Source organism: Bradyrhizobium sp. WBOS07, assembly GCF_024585165.1.
GTDB lineage: Bacteria > Pseudomonadota > Alphaproteobacteria > Rhizobiales > Xanthobacteraceae > Bradyrhizobium > Bradyrhizobium japonicum_B.
Window position 1 is genome coordinate 6,644,072 of the sequence record NZ_CP029008.1, and the last position, 19,818, is coordinate 6,663,889.

General features: G+C 64.4%; 17 protein-coding genes. 10 read left to right on the forward strand and 7 right to left on the reverse strand.

Annotated elements, in window-relative coordinates; all coding sequences use genetic code 11:
• Positions 1-130: 130 nt before the first annotated feature.
• Complete coding sequence (locus DCM79_RS31375; protein WP_257177877.1) at positions 131-1,204, forward strand: Ppx/GppA phosphatase family protein; 1,074 nt, start codon at positions 131-133, stop codon at positions 1,202-1,204.
• Position 1,205: 1 nt separating this feature from the next.
• Positions 1,206-1,892, forward strand: a complete 687-nt coding sequence (locus tag DCM79_RS31380; RefSeq protein WP_257177878.1) for an RlmE family RNA methyltransferase — start codon at positions 1,206-1,208, stop codon at positions 1,890-1,892.
• A 105-nt stretch (positions 1,893-1,997) separates the two neighbouring features.
• Here the strand turns inward: DCM79_RS31380 and DCM79_RS31385 are convergent, their stop codons facing one another.
• Complete coding sequence (locus DCM79_RS31385; protein ID WP_257177879.1) at positions 1,998-3,488, reverse strand: MFS transporter; 1,491 nt, start codon at positions 3,486-3,488, stop codon at positions 1,998-2,000.
• Between the two features lie 436 nt (positions 3,489-3,924).
• Here DCM79_RS31385 and guaB point away from each other — a divergent pair, with 436 nt between their 5' ends.
• From guaB to DCM79_RS31410, 5 genes are all read left to right on the forward strand, one after another.
• Positions 3,925-5,418 (forward strand): IMP dehydrogenase, encoded by a 1,494-nt coding sequence (guaB, locus tag DCM79_RS31390; protein WP_257177880.1) that lies wholly within the window; start codon positions 3,925-3,927, stop codon positions 5,416-5,418.
• A 250-nt stretch (positions 5,419-5,668) separates the two neighbouring features.
• Entirely contained in the window at positions 5,669-6,691 is a 1,023-nt protein-coding gene (locus tag DCM79_RS31395; protein WP_257177881.1) for an NADP-dependent oxidoreductase, read from the forward strand.
• Between the two features lie 142 nt (positions 6,692-6,833).
• Positions 6,834-8,654: a caspase family protein gene (locus DCM79_RS31400; protein ID WP_257177882.1), complete on the forward strand. Its 1,821-nt coding sequence runs from the start codon at positions 6,834-6,836 to the stop codon at positions 8,652-8,654.
• Between the two features lie 93 nt (positions 8,655-8,747).
• A complete protein-coding gene (locus tag DCM79_RS31405) occupies positions 8,748-9,659 on the forward strand; it encodes an alpha/beta hydrolase (protein WP_257177883.1) in 912 nt (303 codons plus the stop codon).
• Positions 9,660-9,810: 151 nt separating this feature from the next.
• On the forward strand, positions 9,811-10,107 hold the full coding sequence (locus tag DCM79_RS31410) for a hypothetical protein (RefSeq protein WP_257177884.1): 297 nt from the start codon (positions 9,811-9,813) through the stop codon (positions 10,105-10,107).
• A gap of 13 nt (positions 10,108-10,120) precedes the next feature.
• Here the strand turns inward: DCM79_RS31410 and DCM79_RS31415 are convergent, their stop codons facing one another.
• Together DCM79_RS31415 and DCM79_RS31420 are read right to left on the reverse strand one after the other, a co-directional pair.
• A complete protein-coding gene (locus DCM79_RS31415) occupies positions 10,121-10,963 on the reverse strand; it encodes a metallophosphoesterase (RefSeq protein WP_257177885.1) in 843 nt (280 codons plus the stop codon).
• Positions 10,964-11,032: 69 nt separating this feature from the next.
• Positions 11,033-11,647: an acriflavin resistance protein gene (locus DCM79_RS31420; RefSeq protein ID WP_257177886.1), complete on the reverse strand. Its 615-nt coding sequence runs from the start codon at positions 11,645-11,647 to the stop codon at positions 11,033-11,035.
• Positions 11,648-11,807: 160 nt separating this feature from the next.
• Here DCM79_RS31420 and DCM79_RS31425 point away from each other — a divergent pair, with 160 nt between their 5' ends.
• Both DCM79_RS31425 and DCM79_RS31430 read left to right on the forward strand, forming a co-directional pair.
• Entirely contained in the window at positions 11,808-12,230 is a 423-nt protein-coding gene (locus tag DCM79_RS31425) for an MAPEG family protein (RefSeq protein ID WP_257177887.1), read from the forward strand.
• 36 nt (positions 12,231-12,266) lie between these two features.
• Positions 12,267-13,565: an RsmB/NOP family class I SAM-dependent RNA methyltransferase gene (locus DCM79_RS31430; protein WP_257177888.1), complete on the forward strand. Its 1,299-nt coding sequence runs from the start codon at positions 12,267-12,269 to the stop codon at positions 13,563-13,565.
• Between the two features lie 209 nt (positions 13,566-13,774).
• Here DCM79_RS31430 and DCM79_RS31435 read toward each other — a convergent pair whose 3' ends face one another.
• From DCM79_RS31435 to DCM79_RS31450, 4 genes are all read right to left on the reverse strand, one after another.
• The gene (locus tag DCM79_RS31435) at positions 13,775-13,984 is read right to left on the reverse strand and encodes a cold-shock protein (protein WP_008141931.1); all 210 of its coding nucleotides are present in this window, start codon (positions 13,982-13,984) and stop codon (positions 13,775-13,777) included.
• Between the two features lie 265 nt (positions 13,985-14,249).
• Positions 14,250-14,582, reverse strand: coding sequence for a DHCW motif cupin fold protein (locus DCM79_RS31440; protein ID WP_257177890.1), 333 nt, complete (start codon positions 14,580-14,582; stop codon positions 14,250-14,252).
• A gap of 107 nt (positions 14,583-14,689) precedes the next feature.
• On the reverse strand, positions 14,690-15,799 hold the full coding sequence (locus DCM79_RS31445; protein WP_257177891.1) for an endonuclease/exonuclease/phosphatase family protein: 1,110 nt from the start codon (positions 15,797-15,799) through the stop codon (positions 14,690-14,692).
• 154 nt (positions 15,800-15,953) lie between these two features.
• On the reverse strand, positions 15,954-16,325 hold the full coding sequence (locus tag DCM79_RS31450; protein ID WP_257180908.1) for a nuclear transport factor 2 family protein: 372 nt from the start codon (positions 16,323-16,325) through the stop codon (positions 15,954-15,956).
• 177 nt (positions 16,326-16,502) lie between these two features.
• On the opposite strand from DCM79_RS31450, the gene guaA reads away from it, so the two are divergent.
• Entirely contained in the window at positions 16,503-18,101 is a 1,599-nt protein-coding gene (guaA, locus tag DCM79_RS31455; RefSeq protein WP_257177892.1) for a glutamine-hydrolyzing GMP synthase, read from the forward strand.
• The last annotated feature ends 1,717 nt before the right edge of the window (positions 18,102-19,818 follow it).

Genomic DNA, 19,818 nt, shown 5'->3' on the forward strand with positions numbered 1-19,818 from the left:
CGTTCACGACAACGCACGAATGGGCATGGTCCCATGTGATGCGTTGTTGCGCATACCCGCCGCGCTGCTAATGTTTCAGGCGAAAAAGCAATTCCAGACCGGCCCGACCGGCCGCGGAAAGACAGTTTGTATGAATGACCACACGCGGCTCCGCGACGGCCATGCGCCGCACGGCGAGCTGGAGCGGTCGATGGCGGCAGTGGCGTTGGCCACCGAACCGGCGGCAGGCGCACAGGCGTCGGGAACCGGCGTCTATGCGGCGCTGGACCTCGGCACCAACAATTGCAGGCTGCTGATCGCCTGTCCGACCCAGGACGGCTTTCGTGTCGTAGATTCCTTCTCGCGCATCATCCGGCTCGGGGAGGGCGTCTCGGCGACCGGTTGCATCAGCGAGGCCGCGATCGAGCGCGCCATCGCCGCGCTCAGCATCTGCCGTGACAAGATCAACCTGCGCAAAGCGCGGCGGCTGCGGCTGATCGCAACCGAGGCCTGCCGCGCGGCCTCGAACGCCGAGGGGTTCCGCAGCCGCGTTGCGGCCGAGACCGGCATCGAGCTGGAGGTGATCGACCGCGAGACCGAGGCCGCGCTGGCGGTGCTCGGCTGCTCGCCGCTGGTCGATCCGAGGGGGCGCGGCGCCATCCTGTTCGACATCGGCGGGGGCTCGACCGAGCTGGTGCGGATCGAGCGCGACCCGGAAAATCCGGAGCCGCGCATCAAGGCCTGGATGTCGATCCCCTATGGCGTGGTCACGCTCGCCGAGCAGTTCGGCGGACGCGACGTGACGCCGGAGATCTACGCTGCGATGGAGCAGGAGGTCGCGAACCATGTCGCGCCGTTCGCGGAGGAGCACGGCGGCGATCTCGCCGACATGCATCTGCTCGGCACCTCGGGCACGGTGACGACGCTCGCCGGCATCCATCTCAACCTTGCGCGCTACGACCGCCGCCGCATCGACAGCATCTGGATGAACGATTCCGACATCGCCGCGACCATCAACAAGCTGCTCGGCATGAGCTACGAGGAGCGCGCGTCCAACAACTGCATCAGCGTCGAGCGCGCCGATCTCGTGCTCGCCGGTTGCGCCATCCTCGATGCGATCAGGCGCGCCTTTCCGCTGCCGCGCCTGCGCGTCGCCGACCGGGGCCTGCGCGAAGGCATGCTGGTCGAGATGATGCGCGAGGACGGCGCGCTCAGGAGCTGGTGAGATGGCCAAGGACACCACCGGCCGCTTGCATGTTCAGGTCAAGACCGGCGGCAAGCGCAAATTGTCGTCGAAGCTGTGGCTGGAGCGGCAGCTCAACGATCCCTATGTCGCCAAGGCCAAGGCCGCGGGCTATCGCTCGCGCGCCGCGTTCAAGCTGCTCGAGATCGATGACAAGTATCGGCTGTTAAAGCCCGGCATGGCCGTGGTCGATCTCGGCGCGGCGCCTGGCGGCTGGAGCCAGATCGCCGCCAAGCGCGTCGGCTCCACGGAAGGCAAGGGCAAGGTCGTCGCGATCGATCTGCTCGAGATGCCCGAGATTCCCGGCGTCGATTTCGCGCAGCTGGACTTCATGGACAACGACGCGCCCGAAAAGCTCACCGCGATGCTGGGCGGCGGCGCCGACGTCGTGATGTCCGACATGGCCGCCAACACCACCGGCCACCGCAAGACCGACCAGCTCCGCATCGTCGGTCTGGTCGAGACCGCGGCGGCGTTTGCCTGTGACGTGCTCAAGCCCGGCGGCGCGTTCCTGGCCAAGACATTCCAGAGCGGCGCCGACGCCGATCTGCTCGCCCAGCTCAAGCGCGACTTCGCGAGCGTGCGCCACGTCAAGCCGGCCGCGAGCCGGCAGGATTCCTCGGAACGCTACGTGCTGGCCACGGGGTTTCGCGGCGGGACACAGCACTAGCCACATCATCCGTCATTGCAAGGAGCGTAGCGACGAAGCAATCCAGGCTGTTGCCGCGGAGGCATTCTGGATTGCTTCGCTGCGCTCGTAATGACGAGCGAGAAACTACCCCAGCCGCTGGTCCCGCACGTCCTGCGTATCCTCGCTGGCCGCCTTGACGGCCGCCTTTTCCGCACCCTTGCCGGCGCCCTTGCGGCTCGCGATCTCCACGGCCTTGCGGCCGGAGATCTCGTGGCCGGCGTCCGCCGGCATCTGCCAGAAGAACCAGCTCGACGCCGCCGAGGCCAGTGCGACAACGACGAAGGCCGGCGCAAAGACGGTGGCGTTGATCTCGCTGACATGGCTGAACCACATCGTGGTCTCGACGCAAGCCGCGCCGACGGCGACCCCGGCCGAGATCGCCAGCTGCTGGTTGACGCTGACCAGCGTGGTGGCGCGGCTCATCTGTGCGGTCTCGACGTCGGCATAGGCGACGGTGTTGATCGCAGTGAACTCCAGCGAGCGGAAGAAGCCGCCGACCACCAGGATGACCATGATGATGAGCAGCGGCGTCGTCACCGTGAACAGCGCGCAGACGGCGAGGAAGAATGCGCTGATGATCGCGTTCACCGTCATCAGATTGCGGAAGCCGAAGGTGCGGATGATGCGCGCCGCCAGCGTCTTCATGCCCATTGCGCCGAGCGAGGAGGCGAAGGTGACGAGGCCGGAATGGAACGGCGAGAGGCCGAAGCCGATCTGCATCAGGAGCGGCAGCAGGAACGGCAGCGCGCCGATGCCGAGCCGGAACAGGAAGCCGCCGTACACGGCCGCGCGCAGCGTCGGCAGCCGCAGCAGCGAGAAGTCCAGCACCGGCGACCCCGTGCGCCGGGCGTGCAGCACATACAGCGTCATCGAGATCGCACCGCCCACGACCAGCGCCGCGACCGTGCTCCACGGCAGCAGGTTCAGTCCGGCCACCGAGAGCCCGAAGGCGATGCCGGCAAGTCCAATGCCCGCGAGCACCATGCCGTAGAGATCGAACGGCTCCTGGGTCTCGCTCTTGATGGGATCGATGAAGCGCAGCGCCATGAAGATGCCGAGCAGCCCGATCGGGATGTTGATCAGGAAGATCCAGTGCCAGGACGCGTAGGTGGTGATGAAGCCGCCGAGCGGTGGGCCGATCACGGGACCTATCAGGGCAGGCACCGTCACCCAGGCCATGGCGTTGACCAATGCGCTCTTGTCGACCGAGCGCAGCAGCACGAGGCGCCCGACCGGCGTCATCATCGCGCCGCCCATGCCTTGCAGGATGCGCGCGAACACGAAATCGGTGACGGAGGTCGAGAGCGCGCAGCCGACCGAGCCGACCATGAACACGCCGACCGCGACCGCGAACACCATCCGCGCACCGAACCGGTCGGCAGTCCAGCCGCTCGCCGGAATGAACACCGCGAGCGACAGCAGATAGGAGGTGATCGCGAGCTTGAGCGTCAGCGGGCTGGTGCCGATGTCGGCCGCGATCGCCGGCAGCGAGGTGGCGATCACCGTCGAGTCCATGTTCTCCATGAAGAGAGCAGTGGCGACGATCAGCGGAATGACACGTTGCTTGTCGACCATGACGGATTGGTAATGAAAGGGGGAGGGAGAGATCACTCGCGGCTTATCATCGCCGCCCGCCTGCGACCATCGCGGAACGACGCATGGCACCTAACTCCTGCGTGACGACGGTGTGACCCTCGGCACCCGTCATTCCGGGGCGGGACGAAATAGCGAACTATGGTGCGCAATTGCGCACCATAGCTCGCGCCAAGTGGCGCGCCCCGGAATGACGGCGGGGGGAGGGCGTACCGAGCCTATCCCCGCTGAAATTGCCAAAAACCCCTGTGCATGGCTGGCCGGCGGTCCGAATTGCTTTGATTCGTCGCGCGGCCGTGCTATCGACCCGCGTCAACCCCACCGATGGGCTCCGATTCTCAAGGCGATGCCGCAAGGTACGCCGAGGGCGGCGCTCATCCATCAGAATTTGCGGCAAGGCCGCAGGAAGGAGTTGGCAATGGCCACGGTGCAACTTCAGGGCATCCGCGAAGCCTTTACGTTCGACGACGTGCTGCTGAAGCCGGGCCTGTCGGACGTCATGCCGGGCGAGGTCGACATCCGCTCCCGCGTCACCCGCGCCATTCCGCTCAACATCCCGATCATGGCCTCGGCCATGGACACCGTCACCGAGGCGCGCATGGCGATCGCGATGGCGCAGGCCGGCGGCCTCGGCGTCATCCACCGCAATTTCGACCCCGAAGGGCAGGCGGCACAGGTCCGGCAGGTCAAGCGCTACGAGTCCGGCATGGTGGTGAACCCGCTCACCATCAGCCCCGAGGCCACGCTCGACGACGCGCTGAAGCTGATGAGCGATCACGGCATCTCCGGCATTCCCGTCGTCACCGGCGCCGGCAAGAACATTCCGGGCAAGCTGGTCGGCATTCTCACCAACCGCGACGTGCGCTTTGCGACCAATCGTCAGCAAAAGATCTCCGAGCTGATGACGCACGAAAACCTCGTCACGGTCCGCGAGAATGTCAGCCAGGACGAGGCGCGGCGGATGCTGCACCAGCATCGCATCGAGAAGCTGCTCGTCGTCGACGAGCAATATCGCTGCGTCGGCCTCATCACCGTGAAGGACATGGAGAAGGCGGTTGCTCATCCGCTCGCCTGCAAGGATGCGCAGGGGCGCCTGCGCGTCGCCGCCGCGACCACTGTCGGCGATACCGGCTTCGAGCGCACCGAGCGCCTGATCGATGCCGGCGTCGACCTCGTCGTGGTCGACACCGCACACGGCCATTCCCGTCATGTGCTGCATGCCGTCAACCGCATCAAGCGCCTGTCCAACTCGGTGCAGGTCGTCGCCGGCAACGTCGCCACCACCGAGGGCACCCAGGCGCTGATCGATGCGGGCGCGGATTGCATCAAGGTCGGCATCGGCCCGGGCTCGATCTGCACCACCCGCATCGTTGCGGGCGTCGGCGTTCCCCAGCTCACTGCGATCATGGATGCGGTGGAAGCGGCTAAGAAGGCCGACATCCCCGTCATCGCCGACGGCGGCATCAAGTTCTCCGGGGACCTCGCGAAAGCGCTCGCCGCCGGCGCCGATATCGCCATGGTCGGCTCGCTGCTCGCCGGCACCGACGAGACGCCCGGTGAAGTCTTCCTGTGGCAGGGCCGTTCCTACAAGGCCTATCGCGGCATGGGCTCGGTCGGCGCGATGGCGCGCGGCTCGGCCGATCGCTACTTCCAGCAGGACATCAAGGACACGCTCAAGCTCGTGCCCGAAGGCATCGAGGGCCAGGTGCCCTACAAGGGTGCGGTCGGCCACGTCATGCACCAGCTCGCCGGCGGCCTGCGCGCTGCGATGGGCTATGTCGGCGCACGCGACATGAAGGAGCTGCACGAGAAGGCCCAGTTCGTCCGCATCACCGGCGCCGGCCTGCGCGAAAGCCACGTCCACGACGTCACGATCACGCGCGAGAGCCCGAATTATCCGGGCGGGGGTTAGTCGCTCGCTCCGCACATCGCCGCGCGCGCGTGGGTTCGGCGCGCTCGCCCAAATGACGGTGTCATGCCCCGGCTTGACCGGGGCATCCAGTACGTCGCGGCTTTTCGGCTCAATAACAATCGTCTCTGGAATACTGGATCGCCCGATCAAGTCGGGCGATGACAGTGAGTGTGCCGCTCCGCTGCTTTTGTATTGACGCGCCTCGCTGCCTCCGCTTCCGTTCACGCCGAAACACAGTTCGGAGGAAGTCATGTCCCAAGGCAAACGCATCGTTCTCGCCGCGCGTCCGGTCGGCGAACCCAAGCCGTCTGATTTTCGCCTGGAGGAATTCGCAGTTCCGACACCCGGGCAGGGCGAGGTTCTGCTGCGCACGATCTGGCTGTCGCTCGATCCCTATATGCGCGGGCGCATGAGCGAGGGGCCGTCCTACGCTGCGCCGGTGCCGGTCGGCGGGGTGATGGAAGGCGAGGCGGTCAGCGAGGTCGCGGCGTCTAACAATCCCGATTTCGCGGCCGGCGACATCGTGCGCACTCGTTCCGGCTGGCAGACCCATGCGATCTCGAACGGCAAGGGCCTGATCAAGGTCGATCCCAGGCTTGGCCCGATCTCGACCTCGATCGGCGTGCTCGGGATGCCCGGCATGACCGCCTATACGGGCCTGCTCGACATCGGCAAGCCGCAACCGGGCGAGACCGTCGTCGTCGCCGGCGCGTCCGGTGCAGTCGGCTCGGCGGTCGGGCAGATCGCGAAGATCAAGGGCGCACGCGCTGTCGGCATCGCCGGCGGCAAGGACAAGTGCGACTACGTGGTCAGGGAGCTCGGCTTCGATGCCTGCATCGATCACCGCGATCCCGATCTCGCCGCCAAGCTGAAGGACGCCTGCCCGAAAGGCATCGACGTCTATTTCGAGAATGTCGGCGGCGCCGTGTTTGAGGCGGTGTTCCCGCAGCTCAACCCGTTCGCCCGCGTGCCGGTCTGCGGCCTGATCGCCCATTACAACGACACCGAGGCCAAGCCGCCGAAATGGGCCGGCGCGATGATGCGCAACATCCTCACCAAGCGGCTGACCTTCCGCGGCTTCATCGTGTCCGACTTCGCCGCACGCCATGGCGACTTCCTGCGCGACATGTCCGGCTGGGTCCGCGACGGCAAGGTCAAGTACAAGGAGTTCGTCACCGAGGGCCTGGAGAGCGCGCCCGGCGCCTTCATCGGCCTGCTGAAAGGCGCCAATTTCGGCAAGCAGCTGGTCCGGGTCGGGCCGGACAAGGCCTGAGGCGAGTGCTCCCGAACCCACGTTGGCCGCCCCGGCGCTTAGGGCCGGGCGGCCGACGACGGCTGCAAAATCCGATTGGCAAACGCGGAAATGCTACTACCATAGGGTTAGCAATTGGGTCCTGCGATATGAGGTTGCGGGCATGCGGCGGCGCGATGTGCTTGCCGGCGGACTTGTCTGGGGGCAGTTGCTGGCGGCTCGAAGGGTCCTAGCGCAGCCCGCGGCCTCCACGCGCGGCGCTGTGGTGATCGGGGTCAACAAGACCGGCAACTTGCCCGTGCTGAGAGCGGCCGTCTCGGGCGCAAAGTCGATCGCACAATGGCTTACGACGGAAGGTTTCGAGGTCAAGCTGATCACGGATGAGGTCACGCCGGTCACTGGCCTAGCGCTCAGGGCGGCCGTGACGGAGTTCGTTAATCGCGGCACGCTGACACAGCTCGTGATCTACTTCTCCGGTCATGGAATTGCGTTTGGCAACAACGAGTTCTGGTTGTTGAGCGGAGCTCCGGACGATGTCAACGAGGCGGTTAGCCTGACGGAATGCGTGGCGCTTGCCGGGCGTAGCGCCGTATCAAACGTCGTGATCATCTGCGATGCCTGCCGGTCCAATTCGGACTTCGACAGCTCGCTGCTGCATGGAACGGTGATTTTCCCGCTGGGAAGCTACATCCCCGGACGTCCCTCTCCGGAGGTCGATCGTTTCTTCAGCACCCGCCCCGGCGCGCCATCCTATGAATTGCGGCAGAAGGCGGCCGACGAGTTCCAGGGCATCTTCACCGAGACTTTTCTCGATGCCTTCCGCAAGCCCCGACCCGATATGGTGTCGACGGTCGGGGGCGTGAGCGTGGTCTCGAACCGGAAGCTCAAAACGTTCCTGCTCGACGAGGTGCCGCAGCGGTTACGCGTACACAATGCGAGTCTCGCGCAATATCCCGATGCGCGTATCGAATCCCCCGACAATGCCTACCTGGGACGCGTGCGCGGATCGGTGACGGCGGCGGCCGACCAGCCGCGAGATGTGACGCTGGTCGACGTTGCCGCCCATCAGTTCAATCGCACCTCGGTTGGAGCGCTTGCGTCGCTGCGAAACATCGATTCCGTCAGAGAGCTGGAGGTTGCTTCGAACACCGGCTTCAACGCGGCCCAGCAATCCTTGATTGTGGCGAAGCAGCCGGCCACGACCTTCAATGCACCGACCGGATTCTCGGTGACCGGCGTCCAATTGCGCGAGGCATGGCTGGCTGGCGGCAGGCAGGCGCAGATCGTTGTACCCGGCAACGGTACCGACCAGTCCGGCCTCGTGAACATTCCCGTCCAGGATGGTTCTCCAATGACGGCCGCGCTGGTGTTTGCGGACGGCAGCGGGACCGTGCTTGCCGCATTGCCCGGCTTCATAGGGTCGCTCACCGTCCGCAATGGCGGTGTGGCGGACGTCACGTATGCCCCGTCGCCGTCAAGCCGCCGATGGAGCGAGTACAAGGAGGCCGGACCCCGCCTCGATCAGCTGCGGGCGCTCATGGCGACGTCGGCCCAGTTCGGCGTGCTCCGCATCGAAGGCGACCGGCAAACGCGCTCGGCGGCGGCCTCGAGGCTTGCCGATCAGATTCGTGTGCTGAAGGGAATTGATCCGACGCTCGGAATTTACGCCGCCTATGCTTACGCTGATGCCAATCTGCCGCAGCAGGTCGCCTCGGTGCGGTCTTTCATGGCAGGTGACCTCGAAGGCGAGCTGTTCGATCTTGCGCTGTTGGCCGACGTCCTGTCGGACAGCAGGATATCCGAGCGCGCCGTGCCATTCTGCCCGATGTTCTCGCAGGGCTGGCAGCTCATCCGCACTCGCAATGTGGTGCTTCGGGACCAGGTCCTGCGGGCCAGGGACAGCCTGCGGTCGTCGCTCTGGACCACGTTCGGTCCCCCTGGAATGAAATTGATGCTGGAAGCCCTGGCCACCGCCAGCCGCTGATCGTGCGCGGCCGAACGCGACCGAACACGGGTACCGGACGCGAAAGGAAGAGCGATGCGTCGTCGTGAAGTTCTTGCGGGTGCGGCTGGCCTGATGTCGCTGATCGCGACGGGAGGCCGTGCGGATCCGTTTCCTGTACGTCTCGTGTTGGTACATGGTCGTTCGCAGCAGGGGCTGGATCCTGTCGAGTTGCAATCGATCTGGATGGAGACGCTGAAACGCGGCGCGGCCAAGATCAATCGTACCGTCCCGGACAATCTTGAAGTGGCATTTCCCTATTACGCCGATCGTCTGGACGAACTTGCGCGCGAGGCGCAGGTGCCTCTGACCGACGACATCCAGGCGCGCGGCAGCGCGGTCGATGACGATTTCCTGAGGTTTCAGGCTTCCGTCGCGGAGTCGATCCGCAGCAAGGCCGGCATCACGGATGCCCAGGTGCAGCAGGAGTTCGGCAACAACCCGACTGCACGAGGTCCGCAGAATTGGGCATGGGTGCAGGCGATCATCCGCACCATCGATCGCTTCGGGGGCGGGCTGAGCCAGTCCGGGATCGAGCGACTGATGCGAGACGTATTTCTCTATACGACGCGGTCAGGCGTCCGCGACCAGATCGACCGCATCGTCGGTGCCGGCTTCGATGAGCGGCCCTGCGTGGTGGTCGGGCATTCGCTGGGGTCGGTCGTGGCCTACAATGTTATGCGGACCGACCGGCGTACGCTGAACGTGCGTGCGTATGTCACGGTGGGCTCGCCGCTGGGTATCAGGGCCATCCGCGACCAGCTGCGGCCGATCGGTTTTCCGGCGCCTGCCAAGGCCTGGTACAATGCGTTCGACCCCAAGGACGTGGTCGCGCTCTATCCGCTCGATGGTGCGAACTTCCCGGTCACGCCCGCCATCGAGAACTATGCGAACGTCCGCAACGGGACAGACAACCGCCACGGCATCGTGGGCTACCTCGACGATCCCGTGGTTGCGCGGCACGTTCTCGATGCGCTGGGCTCCTGAACTCCCATAAAAGCCCGACCGCAGGTCTCTCAATGGTTAACAAAGAGTCACCAAATGGCCACACCTGCCCGCAAAAGCCGCAGGTGTGACCGGCGGTTCATTGACGGGCCCACGAAGGCATTGAATTATCGCACATATTTTGGGTGTTGCGATGTTAGAGATCAGTGTTTTCTGCGTTATGCTGCTGGCGGCCGGCTATTGGACGACCATGTTCATCATGGGCCGTCGCAACGACGTCATCCATGGCAAGTTCGTGCATGTCGACGAGGAGGGCGATCTGACCCGTTCCGCGATGCCGGCCCCGCCACCATTCCCGAAGCGCCCGGTCAAGCCCGTGCAACCTGCCAGGCAGCCATCCGCCAATGAGCTTGCGGCCAAGCCGGTGAACAGCGAAGCGCTGCAATCCCTGCTCGCCGCGATCCAGCAGGATCTCAAGAGCATCGCCTGAGCCGATCGATGCGCTAGTGCTCGCCGCCCATCTGGGCGAGGAGCTCTTCGATGTCGACATCCACCTGGCCCGCGGCCCTGACGTGGCGGACCTCGAAACTGTCGGGGCGGAAGCGATATTCGACCAATCCGACTTCCTTGATCGCGACCCGGTCCTGCCGCCGATCATTGATGATGAAGCCGGCCGACGGCGCCCAGACATGGCGGGTGTGGCGGAAGGTGAAGTCGCGCCGCTGGTGCACGTGGCCGCTGGCGACGAGGCGCAGATCGATCCTCCCGAGCATCTCGATCAGCCGTGCCCGCGCCGGCTGCGGCACGTAGCGGATCGAGGTCTCCGGCGCTTCAGGATCGTCGGGCAGGTCGAGAAACAGCGGCTTGTGCAGGAACAGCGCGACCGGCCTGCCGTTCGTGCGTGATATCTCCGAGGCGAGCCAATCGAATTGCTCCGCCTCGAAGGCGAGCCCTGAATTCATCACCAGCGAATTGAGGCCGATGAAGCGCCAGCCCGCGGCCTCGGATGTCCAATGATCCGCGCCGATGATGTCGCAGAACTGCCGGCGGTGCGCCTCGCTGACCGGCGGCTTCGGCGCCGGCCCGATCGCGGTCGGATTATCGCCGATGTCGTGATTGCCGGGGATGTAGCGGCACGCGACGGGCAGGGCGTCGTGCAGGCCTTTGGCGAAGACCATATCGTCGCGGCCGGTCGGGCCGTCGAAGGCGACGTCGCCGGTGTTGACGACGAGATCGGGCCTCTGGGCGTCGATGTGCTCGCAAACCCGGTGGAAGTTGGCGACGAGGCCAGGGAAGCGGCGGCCGAGATGGGTGTCGGAAATCTGGGTCAGGCGAAATTCGGACATGCGATCAACTTACGCGTTGTCGCGCGTCGGAACGATGACGGCGCCGGCATGGATCGCGCCGAACAAAGTTTAAAGCACGCGGTAGCGGATCGTGTAGCCGTCCTGCGGCGCGATGGGACCGGCAAGCGGCGAGGCGATGCGGTCGGCGAGGTGCCAGGGGCCGAACTCGCCGGTGCGATGCGGTTCGGCGGGCAGGCGGAGACGGAACTCGAACGTGCCCTTGCCCGGCAGGTTCACGACCAGCATGCGGTCCGCGGTGCGGTGGTTGAGCGCGACGGCGCCGCGCAGCAGCGCGCGGCCGTCGGCGAGATCGCGCACGCCGCCGATCAGCGCCAGCGTCTGGTTGCGGTCGGTGTGCAGCTCGATCTGGCTGTCGGTCATGGCCGTCAGCACCTCGCGGGGCATGCGGATCTCGAACTCGACGGCGGGCTTGGACGGATTGAGACCGAGATAGGCAAGCGCGGCGTGGCGCATGTCGTAGGCGGCAAAGGCGAACAGGGCGAGCGCGGCGAGCGCCGCAAGGCCATGCCGGGCCACGTCACGCCAGCTCCGGTAGCTCAGACGAAAATACACCGTCATCGCCAGCGCGACCGCGAGTGCCATCGCGATGCCCGACAGTGCCGACATCAGGATACCGAGCTGGCCGTCGGCGGATACGGTCCAGAGGCTGGACAGGGTGGTCATGGCGCCATCTCGCCTTGGGCCCCGAGAGGGGCCGAAACCGCTTTAACGATCGGTGGTTGGTCGCAAGATCGGGAAGGCCGGTTCAACTCGCTGATTGTCAGCGTCGGAAGTCGCGGCTAATGACGGTCCGCGCGGCGTTTCGCCTTCCGGGAAAGTTCCGATGTCCGTTCAAATGGTCTTGCTGCCGGTCTTCGTCCAGATCGGGCTCACCTTCGCCCTGCTGATCGGTATGGTCGTCGCGCGCCGCAGGACGCTGGTCTCGGGCGAGACCAGGATCCGCGACATCGCGCTCGGCGAGCCGAACTGGCCCAAGGGCGCCACCCAGATCGCCAATTGCTACCGCAACCAGTTCGAGCTGCCGGTGCTGTTCTACGTCCTGATCGCGCTGGCCTTGCCGCTGCGCCGCGCCGATCTCTTCATCGTGCTGATGTCCTGGGTGTTCGTGGTGACGCGCTTTGCCCATGCCGGGGTGTTCGTCTCCTCGAACGATCTCGGTCGGCGCTCTACGGTCTGGCTCGCCGGCGTGCTGGTGCTGCTGGCGATGTGGATCTACTTCGCGCTGAAGCTCTTGTTGCTGATCTAGGCGCCCGCCCGTCCATGCTGATCTGAAAGATCGAGAATGACCCCCGCTGCCCGGCTGTCCGCAGCCATCGAACTGATCGACACCATCGAGAAGGACCGCGTGCCCGCGGCCAAGGCGCTGAAGGAGTGGGGCACCGCGCACCGCTTCGCCGGTTCCGGCGACCGCGCCGCCATCGCCGGCCTGGTCTGGGACGTGCTGCGCCGCTACGCCTCGAGCGCTTATCTGATGGATTCCGATACCGCGCGCGCGCGGCTGATCGGCATGCTCCGGCTCGAGCGCGGCATGGACGCGGCGACGATGGGCGCCTTGTTCGACGGCAGCCGCTTCGCCCCGGCGCCGCTGACCGAGGCCGAGCTGGCTGCGCTCGCCTCGCGGTCGCTCGAGGGTGCGCCGGCCGCGATCGCCGGCGACTATCCCGAATGGCTGGATCCGCACCTTGCAAAGGTGTTCGGCGAGGACCGCGCGGCGGAGGCGGCCGCGATGGCCAGCCGGGCCCCGCTCGACCTGCGCGTCAACACGCTAAAATCCAATCGCGACAAGGTGCTGCGCAATCTTGCTCATCTTCATGCGAAACCGACGCCGTGGTCCGCAACCGGCTTGCGCATCGAGCTTTCGGCCGATGCGCGCAACCCCGGCATCCAGGCGGAAGAGGATTTCATCAAGGGCGCCGTTGAAGTGCAGGATGAGGGATCGCAGCTGGCGGCACAATTCACCGCGGCAAAGCCCGGCGAGCAGGTGATCGACCTCTGCGCCGGCGCTGGCGGCAAGACGCTGGCGCTCGCAGCGCTGATGCAGGGCAAGGGCCGGCTGATCGCAACCGACCGCGACAAGCGCCAGCTCGCGCCGATCCACGAGCGGCTGTCGCGCGCCGGCGTGCACAATGCTGATGTGCGCACGCCCAAGGGCGAGGTCGACCCGCTGGCCGACATCCGTGCCTCGGCTGATCTGATCGTGATCGATGCGCCGTGCACGGGAACCGGAACCTGGCGCCGTAACCCCGATGCGAAATGGCGCATGCGCCCCGGCGCGCTGGAGATTCGCCTGCGCGACCAGGCCGAGGTGCTGGCGCGGGCGGTTCCGCTGGTAAAGCTGGGCGGCCGTATCGCCTACATCACCTGCTCGGTGCTGGCGGAAGAGAACGGCGAGCAGGTGAGGGCGTTCGTCGCGCGCCATGGTGAGTTTGCGGTCGTGCCACCCGAGCAGACCGCAAGCGTGCTCTGGGACAAGGCGGACGATTTCGCGCAGGCCGCACGACGCTCGGACGAAGGCTGGCTGATGACGCCGCGGCGTACCGGCACGGACGGGTTTTTCGTGGCGGTGCTGAAAAAGACGTAGCTCTTGTAGGGTAGGCAAAGCGAAGCGTGCCCACGCTCTTGCCCATTGTTGAAAGGTGGTGGGCACGGCGCGAAGTGCGCGCCTTGCCCACCCTACGACACCGCCCATGGCGCTCCCAAACAAAAGCCCCGCGAACCGGATCCCGGTCGCGGGGCCTTTTAACTCTGGCGTTCTGCCGGTACGTCCGCGGTCAGAACGTTGCGCGGGCGTTAGCCGACGCGGAGATTGTCAGCCGACGACTTGCCGCTGCGGCGGTCGGCGACGATGTCGAACGAGACCTTCTGACCCTCGTTGAGGGAGGAGAGGCCAGCGCGCTCGACGGCGCTGATGTGCACGAACACGTCCTTCTGGCCGTCGTCCGGCTGAATGAAACCATAACCCTTTTGGGTGTTGAACCACTTCACGGTGCCCATAGCCATGGGAATTTCCTTTAGTTAGTTAGAGAGAGTACGCACGTGGACCGGAACGCAGCATTGCGCCCATAGCCCTGTTCAGTCGATGTTTGGAGAAGTCATCTGAAGCGTGCGCGCCCGTTAGCAACGAGGCGAAGCGGCCCAGTCGTTCGGCCAAGTATCGATGATCACAATATAGCGAGAATTTGGGGCCAGTTCAAGGCACCACCCGTGGCTCGGAACGTCGCAGGACTTTGCTATTTTGCGGTGCAAATTAACCGCTCGCCGCAACTCAGTCCACGATGAAGAGCGTCGCTCCGGTTGCAGTCGAGGACCGGTGCGCGGCGTCGCCGAAATCCGAGACCTGGTAGCTCATCCCCGCCGTCAGCTTGAAGGTGCGCCCGTCGCGCAGCTCGGAGTCGAGCTCGCCCTTCAGCACATAGAGGACGTGGCCGCGGTCGCACCAATGGTCGGCCAGGTAACCTGGCGAATATTGCACCATCCGCACCCGGAGTTCGCCGATATTGAGCGTGCGCCACAACGCCTGCCCCGTCTCACCAGGATGCGTGGTTGCCTCGACTTTGCTCCAGTCGGTGACCGTGAAGGGGGAGGTGGGGAGTTTCATGGGGGAGAATCCGGTCAATGCGGCTGTGCGGTCTCCCTCATAGCTGCAAACGCGACCGTCGCAAGTCATCGGCGGCGCCGGAGAGGCCGGCGCCGACGGGCGGGCTGCTAGATATCGAGCTCGGCCCAGATTGCGGCATGGTCGGAGGCGGCCTCGACTTCCCTGGTGATCGTCGGGAAATGAGGGAAGAGGTCGCCGTTCTTGCCGCCCCAGACGCCCAGGCGGAAGATGCCGCCGGCCGTCGCCTTGTCGAACAGGGCCGGTGACAGCAGGACGTAGTCGATCTTGTTCGACGCGGTGCCGTTCTTGAACGTGCCCGGTCGGCCGCCATCATCGAACCCGTCGAGCTCGCTGATGTCCTTCAGCCCGGTTTGATGAAACAGCGGGCTGAGCGGATCGCTGTCCGGCGTGTCGTTGAAGTCGCCGATCACCGCGATGAAATCGTGCTTCTGGCGGAGCTGGCGATAGATGGTCGCGGTGCGTGCGGCCTGACGCTTGCGCTTGGCGTTCGACGTCGCCTGGGAGCCGAATCCCTTGCTCTTGAAGTGATTGGCGAGAACGACGAGCGAATTCCCCTCCGCCGTCTGAACCTCGAACTGCGCGCAATCCCGGCTGAAGATGAGGCCATCCTCGTCTTCGTCATCGACGTGGCTCGCGATCGAGACGATCTCGAACTTCTTCCTGGTCATGAGCCCGACATCGATGCCCCGATCGTCATTGCCGTCGATCAGCATGATGTGGTCGTAGGGCGTTGCCTCGACGGAGGGCATCACGTCCTTGCAGAACCGGACGAGGGCGGGCCGGCTTTCCGCTTCCACCACGCCGAGCACGTCCGCATCGATCTCCTTCATGACCCGCGCGGTGTTGCGTGTCGCCTCTTCGTTGACCTGCTCCACCGTCAGATCGACCCATCCGATCCAGTCGCCCCGTCCGTCTGCAACGACCTGGATCGGTCCGCTTTGCGGCCGCTTGACGAGATGGCCGCGATTCTGGCGCAGGATCGCGTATTTGTTCTCGTCGGACTTCTTGAGGCCGAGCACATCCAGCAGCTCGACGATCTTCTTCTTGTCGTTCGCTGTGTATTTGTCCTTGCCGAGGATGGCGTTGATGTCGGCCTGCGCCTTGAGGATGGTCTTGCCTTCCTCCGAGAAGCCGGGGCCGCTGAGCGCACGCGCGCGCATGAAAAGATTTTCCACGTTGAAGGATGCGAGCTTCATGAAAATCTCCCAGGGATAAAAAATAAAATTCAATCAATGGTAGATATTATCAAGAGCCTCGCATCAAGTCGAGGCACTCGGATGGGCGCACGGCCGCGTGCGGCGAGCGGCGCCGGCCTTCGTCATACTGTCACAATCAAGGTGCGGAGAACCGTCACCCCACCAGATGGTTCGCCGAGCCCTGCACGATCAGGCCCGCATCGTTCACCCGCAGATACTCGCAGATCTTCATGCCGCGCTCGTTCGCGTAGAACACCACGACGCTGTCCGGGCTGACGAACAGATCGATCAGCGAAAAATGCAGCTGCGGCACCAGCCCGAGCGCCTTGCCCCAATAGGCGCGCAAGGCATCCTTGCCGCGCACCGTGCCGCTGGCGTCGAATCCGAGCATCGGGATGCGGTCCGAGGTCATGACGGCGGCCTCGTCGTAGAGCGCGAGCACGCGCTCGAGATCGCGCGCGTTCCAGGCCTCGACCCAGCTCCGGCCGAGCGCGGCCAGGGTTGAGGGTTGATGCCGCGAAGACATCTGCTGTGAAGACATCTGCTTTGAAGACATGGCGTTCTCCCTGATCGCCCCGGTTTGAGTGTGGGGCATAATAGGTCAATAATACTTACCTATATCGGTTTGTCCATGCCCAAAGAAGCATGTGGGCGTCCCGCCGCTGCGGTTGCGGCGCGCGCGGCGCCAGCGTATTTGCTGGCCATGACAGCAGCACAGAACGACCGCTCCGCGTCGACGCCCTCCGTGGCCTCGGCGCATGACAAGATTCTCATCGTCGACTTCGGCAGCCAGGTGACGCAGCTGATCGCGCGCCGCGTGCGCGAGGACGGCGTCTATTGCGAGATCGTCCCGTTCAACAAGGCGGAAGCCGCCTTCGACGAGATGAAGCCGAAAGCGGTGATCCTCTCCGGCGGCCCTGAATCGGTGCACGAGGCCGGCTCGCCCCGCGCCCCGCAACGGATCTTCGAGTCCGGCGTGCCCGTGATGGGCATCTGCTACGGCCAGATGACCATGGCGGCCCAGTTAGGGGGCGAGGTCGAGGGCGGCCATCACCGCGAATTCGGCCGCGCCGATGTCGAGGTGAAAGCGCCGAGCAAGCTGTTCGAGGACGTCTGGTCACCCGGCGGCAAGAACCAGGTCTGGATGAGCCACGGCGACCGCATCACAAAAATGCCGCCGGGCTTCTCCGTCGCCGGCACCTCACCGAACGCGCCGTTCGCGATCATCCAGGACGAGAGGCGGAAATATTACGGCCTGATGTTCCACCCCGAAGTGGTGCACACGCCGGACGGCGCAAAGCTGATCCGCAACTTCGTCCGCAAGATCGCCGGCCTCACCGGCGACTGGACCATGCGCGCCTTCCGCGAGGAGGAGATCGCGAAGATCCGCCAGCAGGTCGGCAAGGGCAGGGTGATCTGCGGCCTTTCCGGCGGGGTCGATTCCGCCGTCGCTGCCGTCTTGATCCACGAGGCCATCGGCGACCAGCTCACCTGCGTCTTCGTCGATCACGGCCTCCTGCGTCTCGACGAAGCCAAGACGGTGGTCGACCTGTTCCGCCACCATTACAACATCCCGCTCGTGCACGTGGATGCCTCAAAACAGTTCCTGGGCGAGCTCGAAGGCGTCACCGACCCCGAAACCAAGCGCAAGACCATCGGCCGCCTCTTCATCGAGGTGTTCGAGGCCGAGGCCAAGAAGATCGGCGGCGCCGACTTCCTGGCGCAAGGCACGCTCTATCCTGATGTGATCGAGAGCGTCTCCTTCACCGGCGGTCCTTCCGTCACCATCAAGTCGCACCACAATGTCGGCGGCCTCCCTGCGCGCATGAACATGAAGCTCGTCGAGCCCTTGCGCGAGCTGTTCAAGGACGAAGTGCGCAAGCTCGGGCGCGAGCTCGGCCTGCCCGAAATCTTCGTCGGCCGCCACCCGTTCCCGGGCCCGGGCCTTGCCATCCGCTGCCCCGGCGAGATCACGAAGGACAAGCTCGACATCCTGCGCAAGGCGGACGCCGTCTACATCGACCAGATCCGCAAGCACGGCCTCTACGACGAGATCTGGCAGGCCTTCGCGGTGCTGCTCCCGGTCAAGACCGTCGGCGTCATGGGCGACGGCCGCACCTACGACTACGTCGTGGGCCTCCGCGCCGTCACTTCCACCGACGGCATGACCGCGGACTTCTACCAGTTCGACATGAAATTTTTGGGCGAGACGGCGACGCGCATCATCAACGAGGTGAAGGGCGTGAACCGGGTGGTGTACGACGTGACCAGCAAGCCGCCGGGGACGATCGAGTGGGAGTAGGGGCTGCGGGCAGTTATCGCGTAGTTTGGCGCAGTCTTCGGAGCTTCTCTTGCATTCCAGATGCTCTGACCGAGATAGTTAGATTGGCGTAGCCCACCTGAGCTTGGCAAGCCATGGCTATCTGGACAACAGAGTGCGGCAGCGCGGTCGAGCGTGCAGAAGGGACAGTGTGTTCAGCTGCGGGCGCAACACATGCCGGATACGACAGCAGAGTACAGGAAATTGGGGCGCGCCGCACAAATGGTGTTCGGCGCGAACATCCCCTCAGGCTCGTGATATCTAGGTCATGGCATTGAGTGGAGGCCGGGCCAAAGTACTTGCTCGCGGGCGTGAAGTCCTTGATGCCTGCGTTGGCCATGAAGAAATCTGTCGATTGTTGTAGCCAGTTCAGTTCGTGACAGGTGGGTGGCCGAGACCATGCGACGCTGCAGCTCCTTGCGTGGTGGTCGTAAACGGACGTCAGACTCCGGCTCGCAATAGTCACAGGTATGTTGAAATTCAGGACGAGCCGCAGCCCGAGCTCAGTGATCAGCTGTGATCCGCGATTGCCTTCAAGTGATCCGCGGCCAAGGCATCGAATGCTCAGTAAAAATCGTCCGTGAAGACTTTCGCAGCAAGCAACTGAATTATCCTTACTTCTATAGTCCTAAAACGAAGATTTCGCAGCGCGCGAAGAGGGCGGAGGTAGCTAGCGCGGAGAATTCGCGCACCTGACGATTGCTGCGACGATAGCGGGCGAGTCTCGATTACTGCACTTTTTGCCCGAGGTCTCTCAGCAGCGTGTGGAGAAAGTCGCTGGCATGGTCGTATTGAGCGTTGCCTCTTGTGATTTGCCGAACGAGCGGATCCATCAACCGACCGACGGTTTCGGAGCCGAGTAGCTCAGTTCTGTCTGACCACTGCAGCAGTAAAGTTTCTGGTATATCTTCTGCAGATCTGAACAGCCTCAAGAGGCAATGTTCGCCCTTGGAGCCGTGGTCGTGATGAGCCCTTGCCGCATAGAAAGCGAATAGCCCACGGAAGGCATCACGGGAAACAGGAGGTTTTCCCATCTGAATTCCCCCGAGAAGATAGGTTCTCAATGAAAGCAAGTCTGAATCGTTCGGGCGGGAAAAGCTAGTAAAAAATGAATCTCTTATACCTTCATCAAACTATGCTCCTCATCGAGATTAAATCGCGATTAAATCTAACAGTCAGCACTCATTACCTAACTTTCTTAAGCGCTTCTGCTGGTTCTTCGCTGGCTGGGATAGTCAAGCAGCGCTCGTACGCCAAACGCACGGCAAAGATCATTCTTCGTGCTGCGCTTGGTGATCGGGGAGTAGTGCAGTGGGCAATTTTGATGATTGTTTCTGTGCCCCCGCGTCGACGTCCGCCTGAGGCGGGAGCACACCCGGCGGCCTGAGCCGTCGAAGCGAGAGTGCGGCCCCGGTACGGCACTGGAGGGAGGGACATTGCCCGGGGCCGCCCCCGGGTCCAACGTGGACCAGCACAAGTGCAACCCGAGAGTTCGAGGGATCGTTCCTAAGTGGTAATCGGCTTTTGGCGCGCTGGTATCGTGACCGGGGCGCCACCCGGCGCCCCACGTGTGCCGTGTGTTGCAATCCAATTGTCCACCCCTCGTGCTCATCTTCGACGCTCAATGCGCAGCTTCGAGCCACCAGGGCGCATGTGGTCACCATGGCGCGCGGAGCTTACCCGAAGACCAGCGCGATCT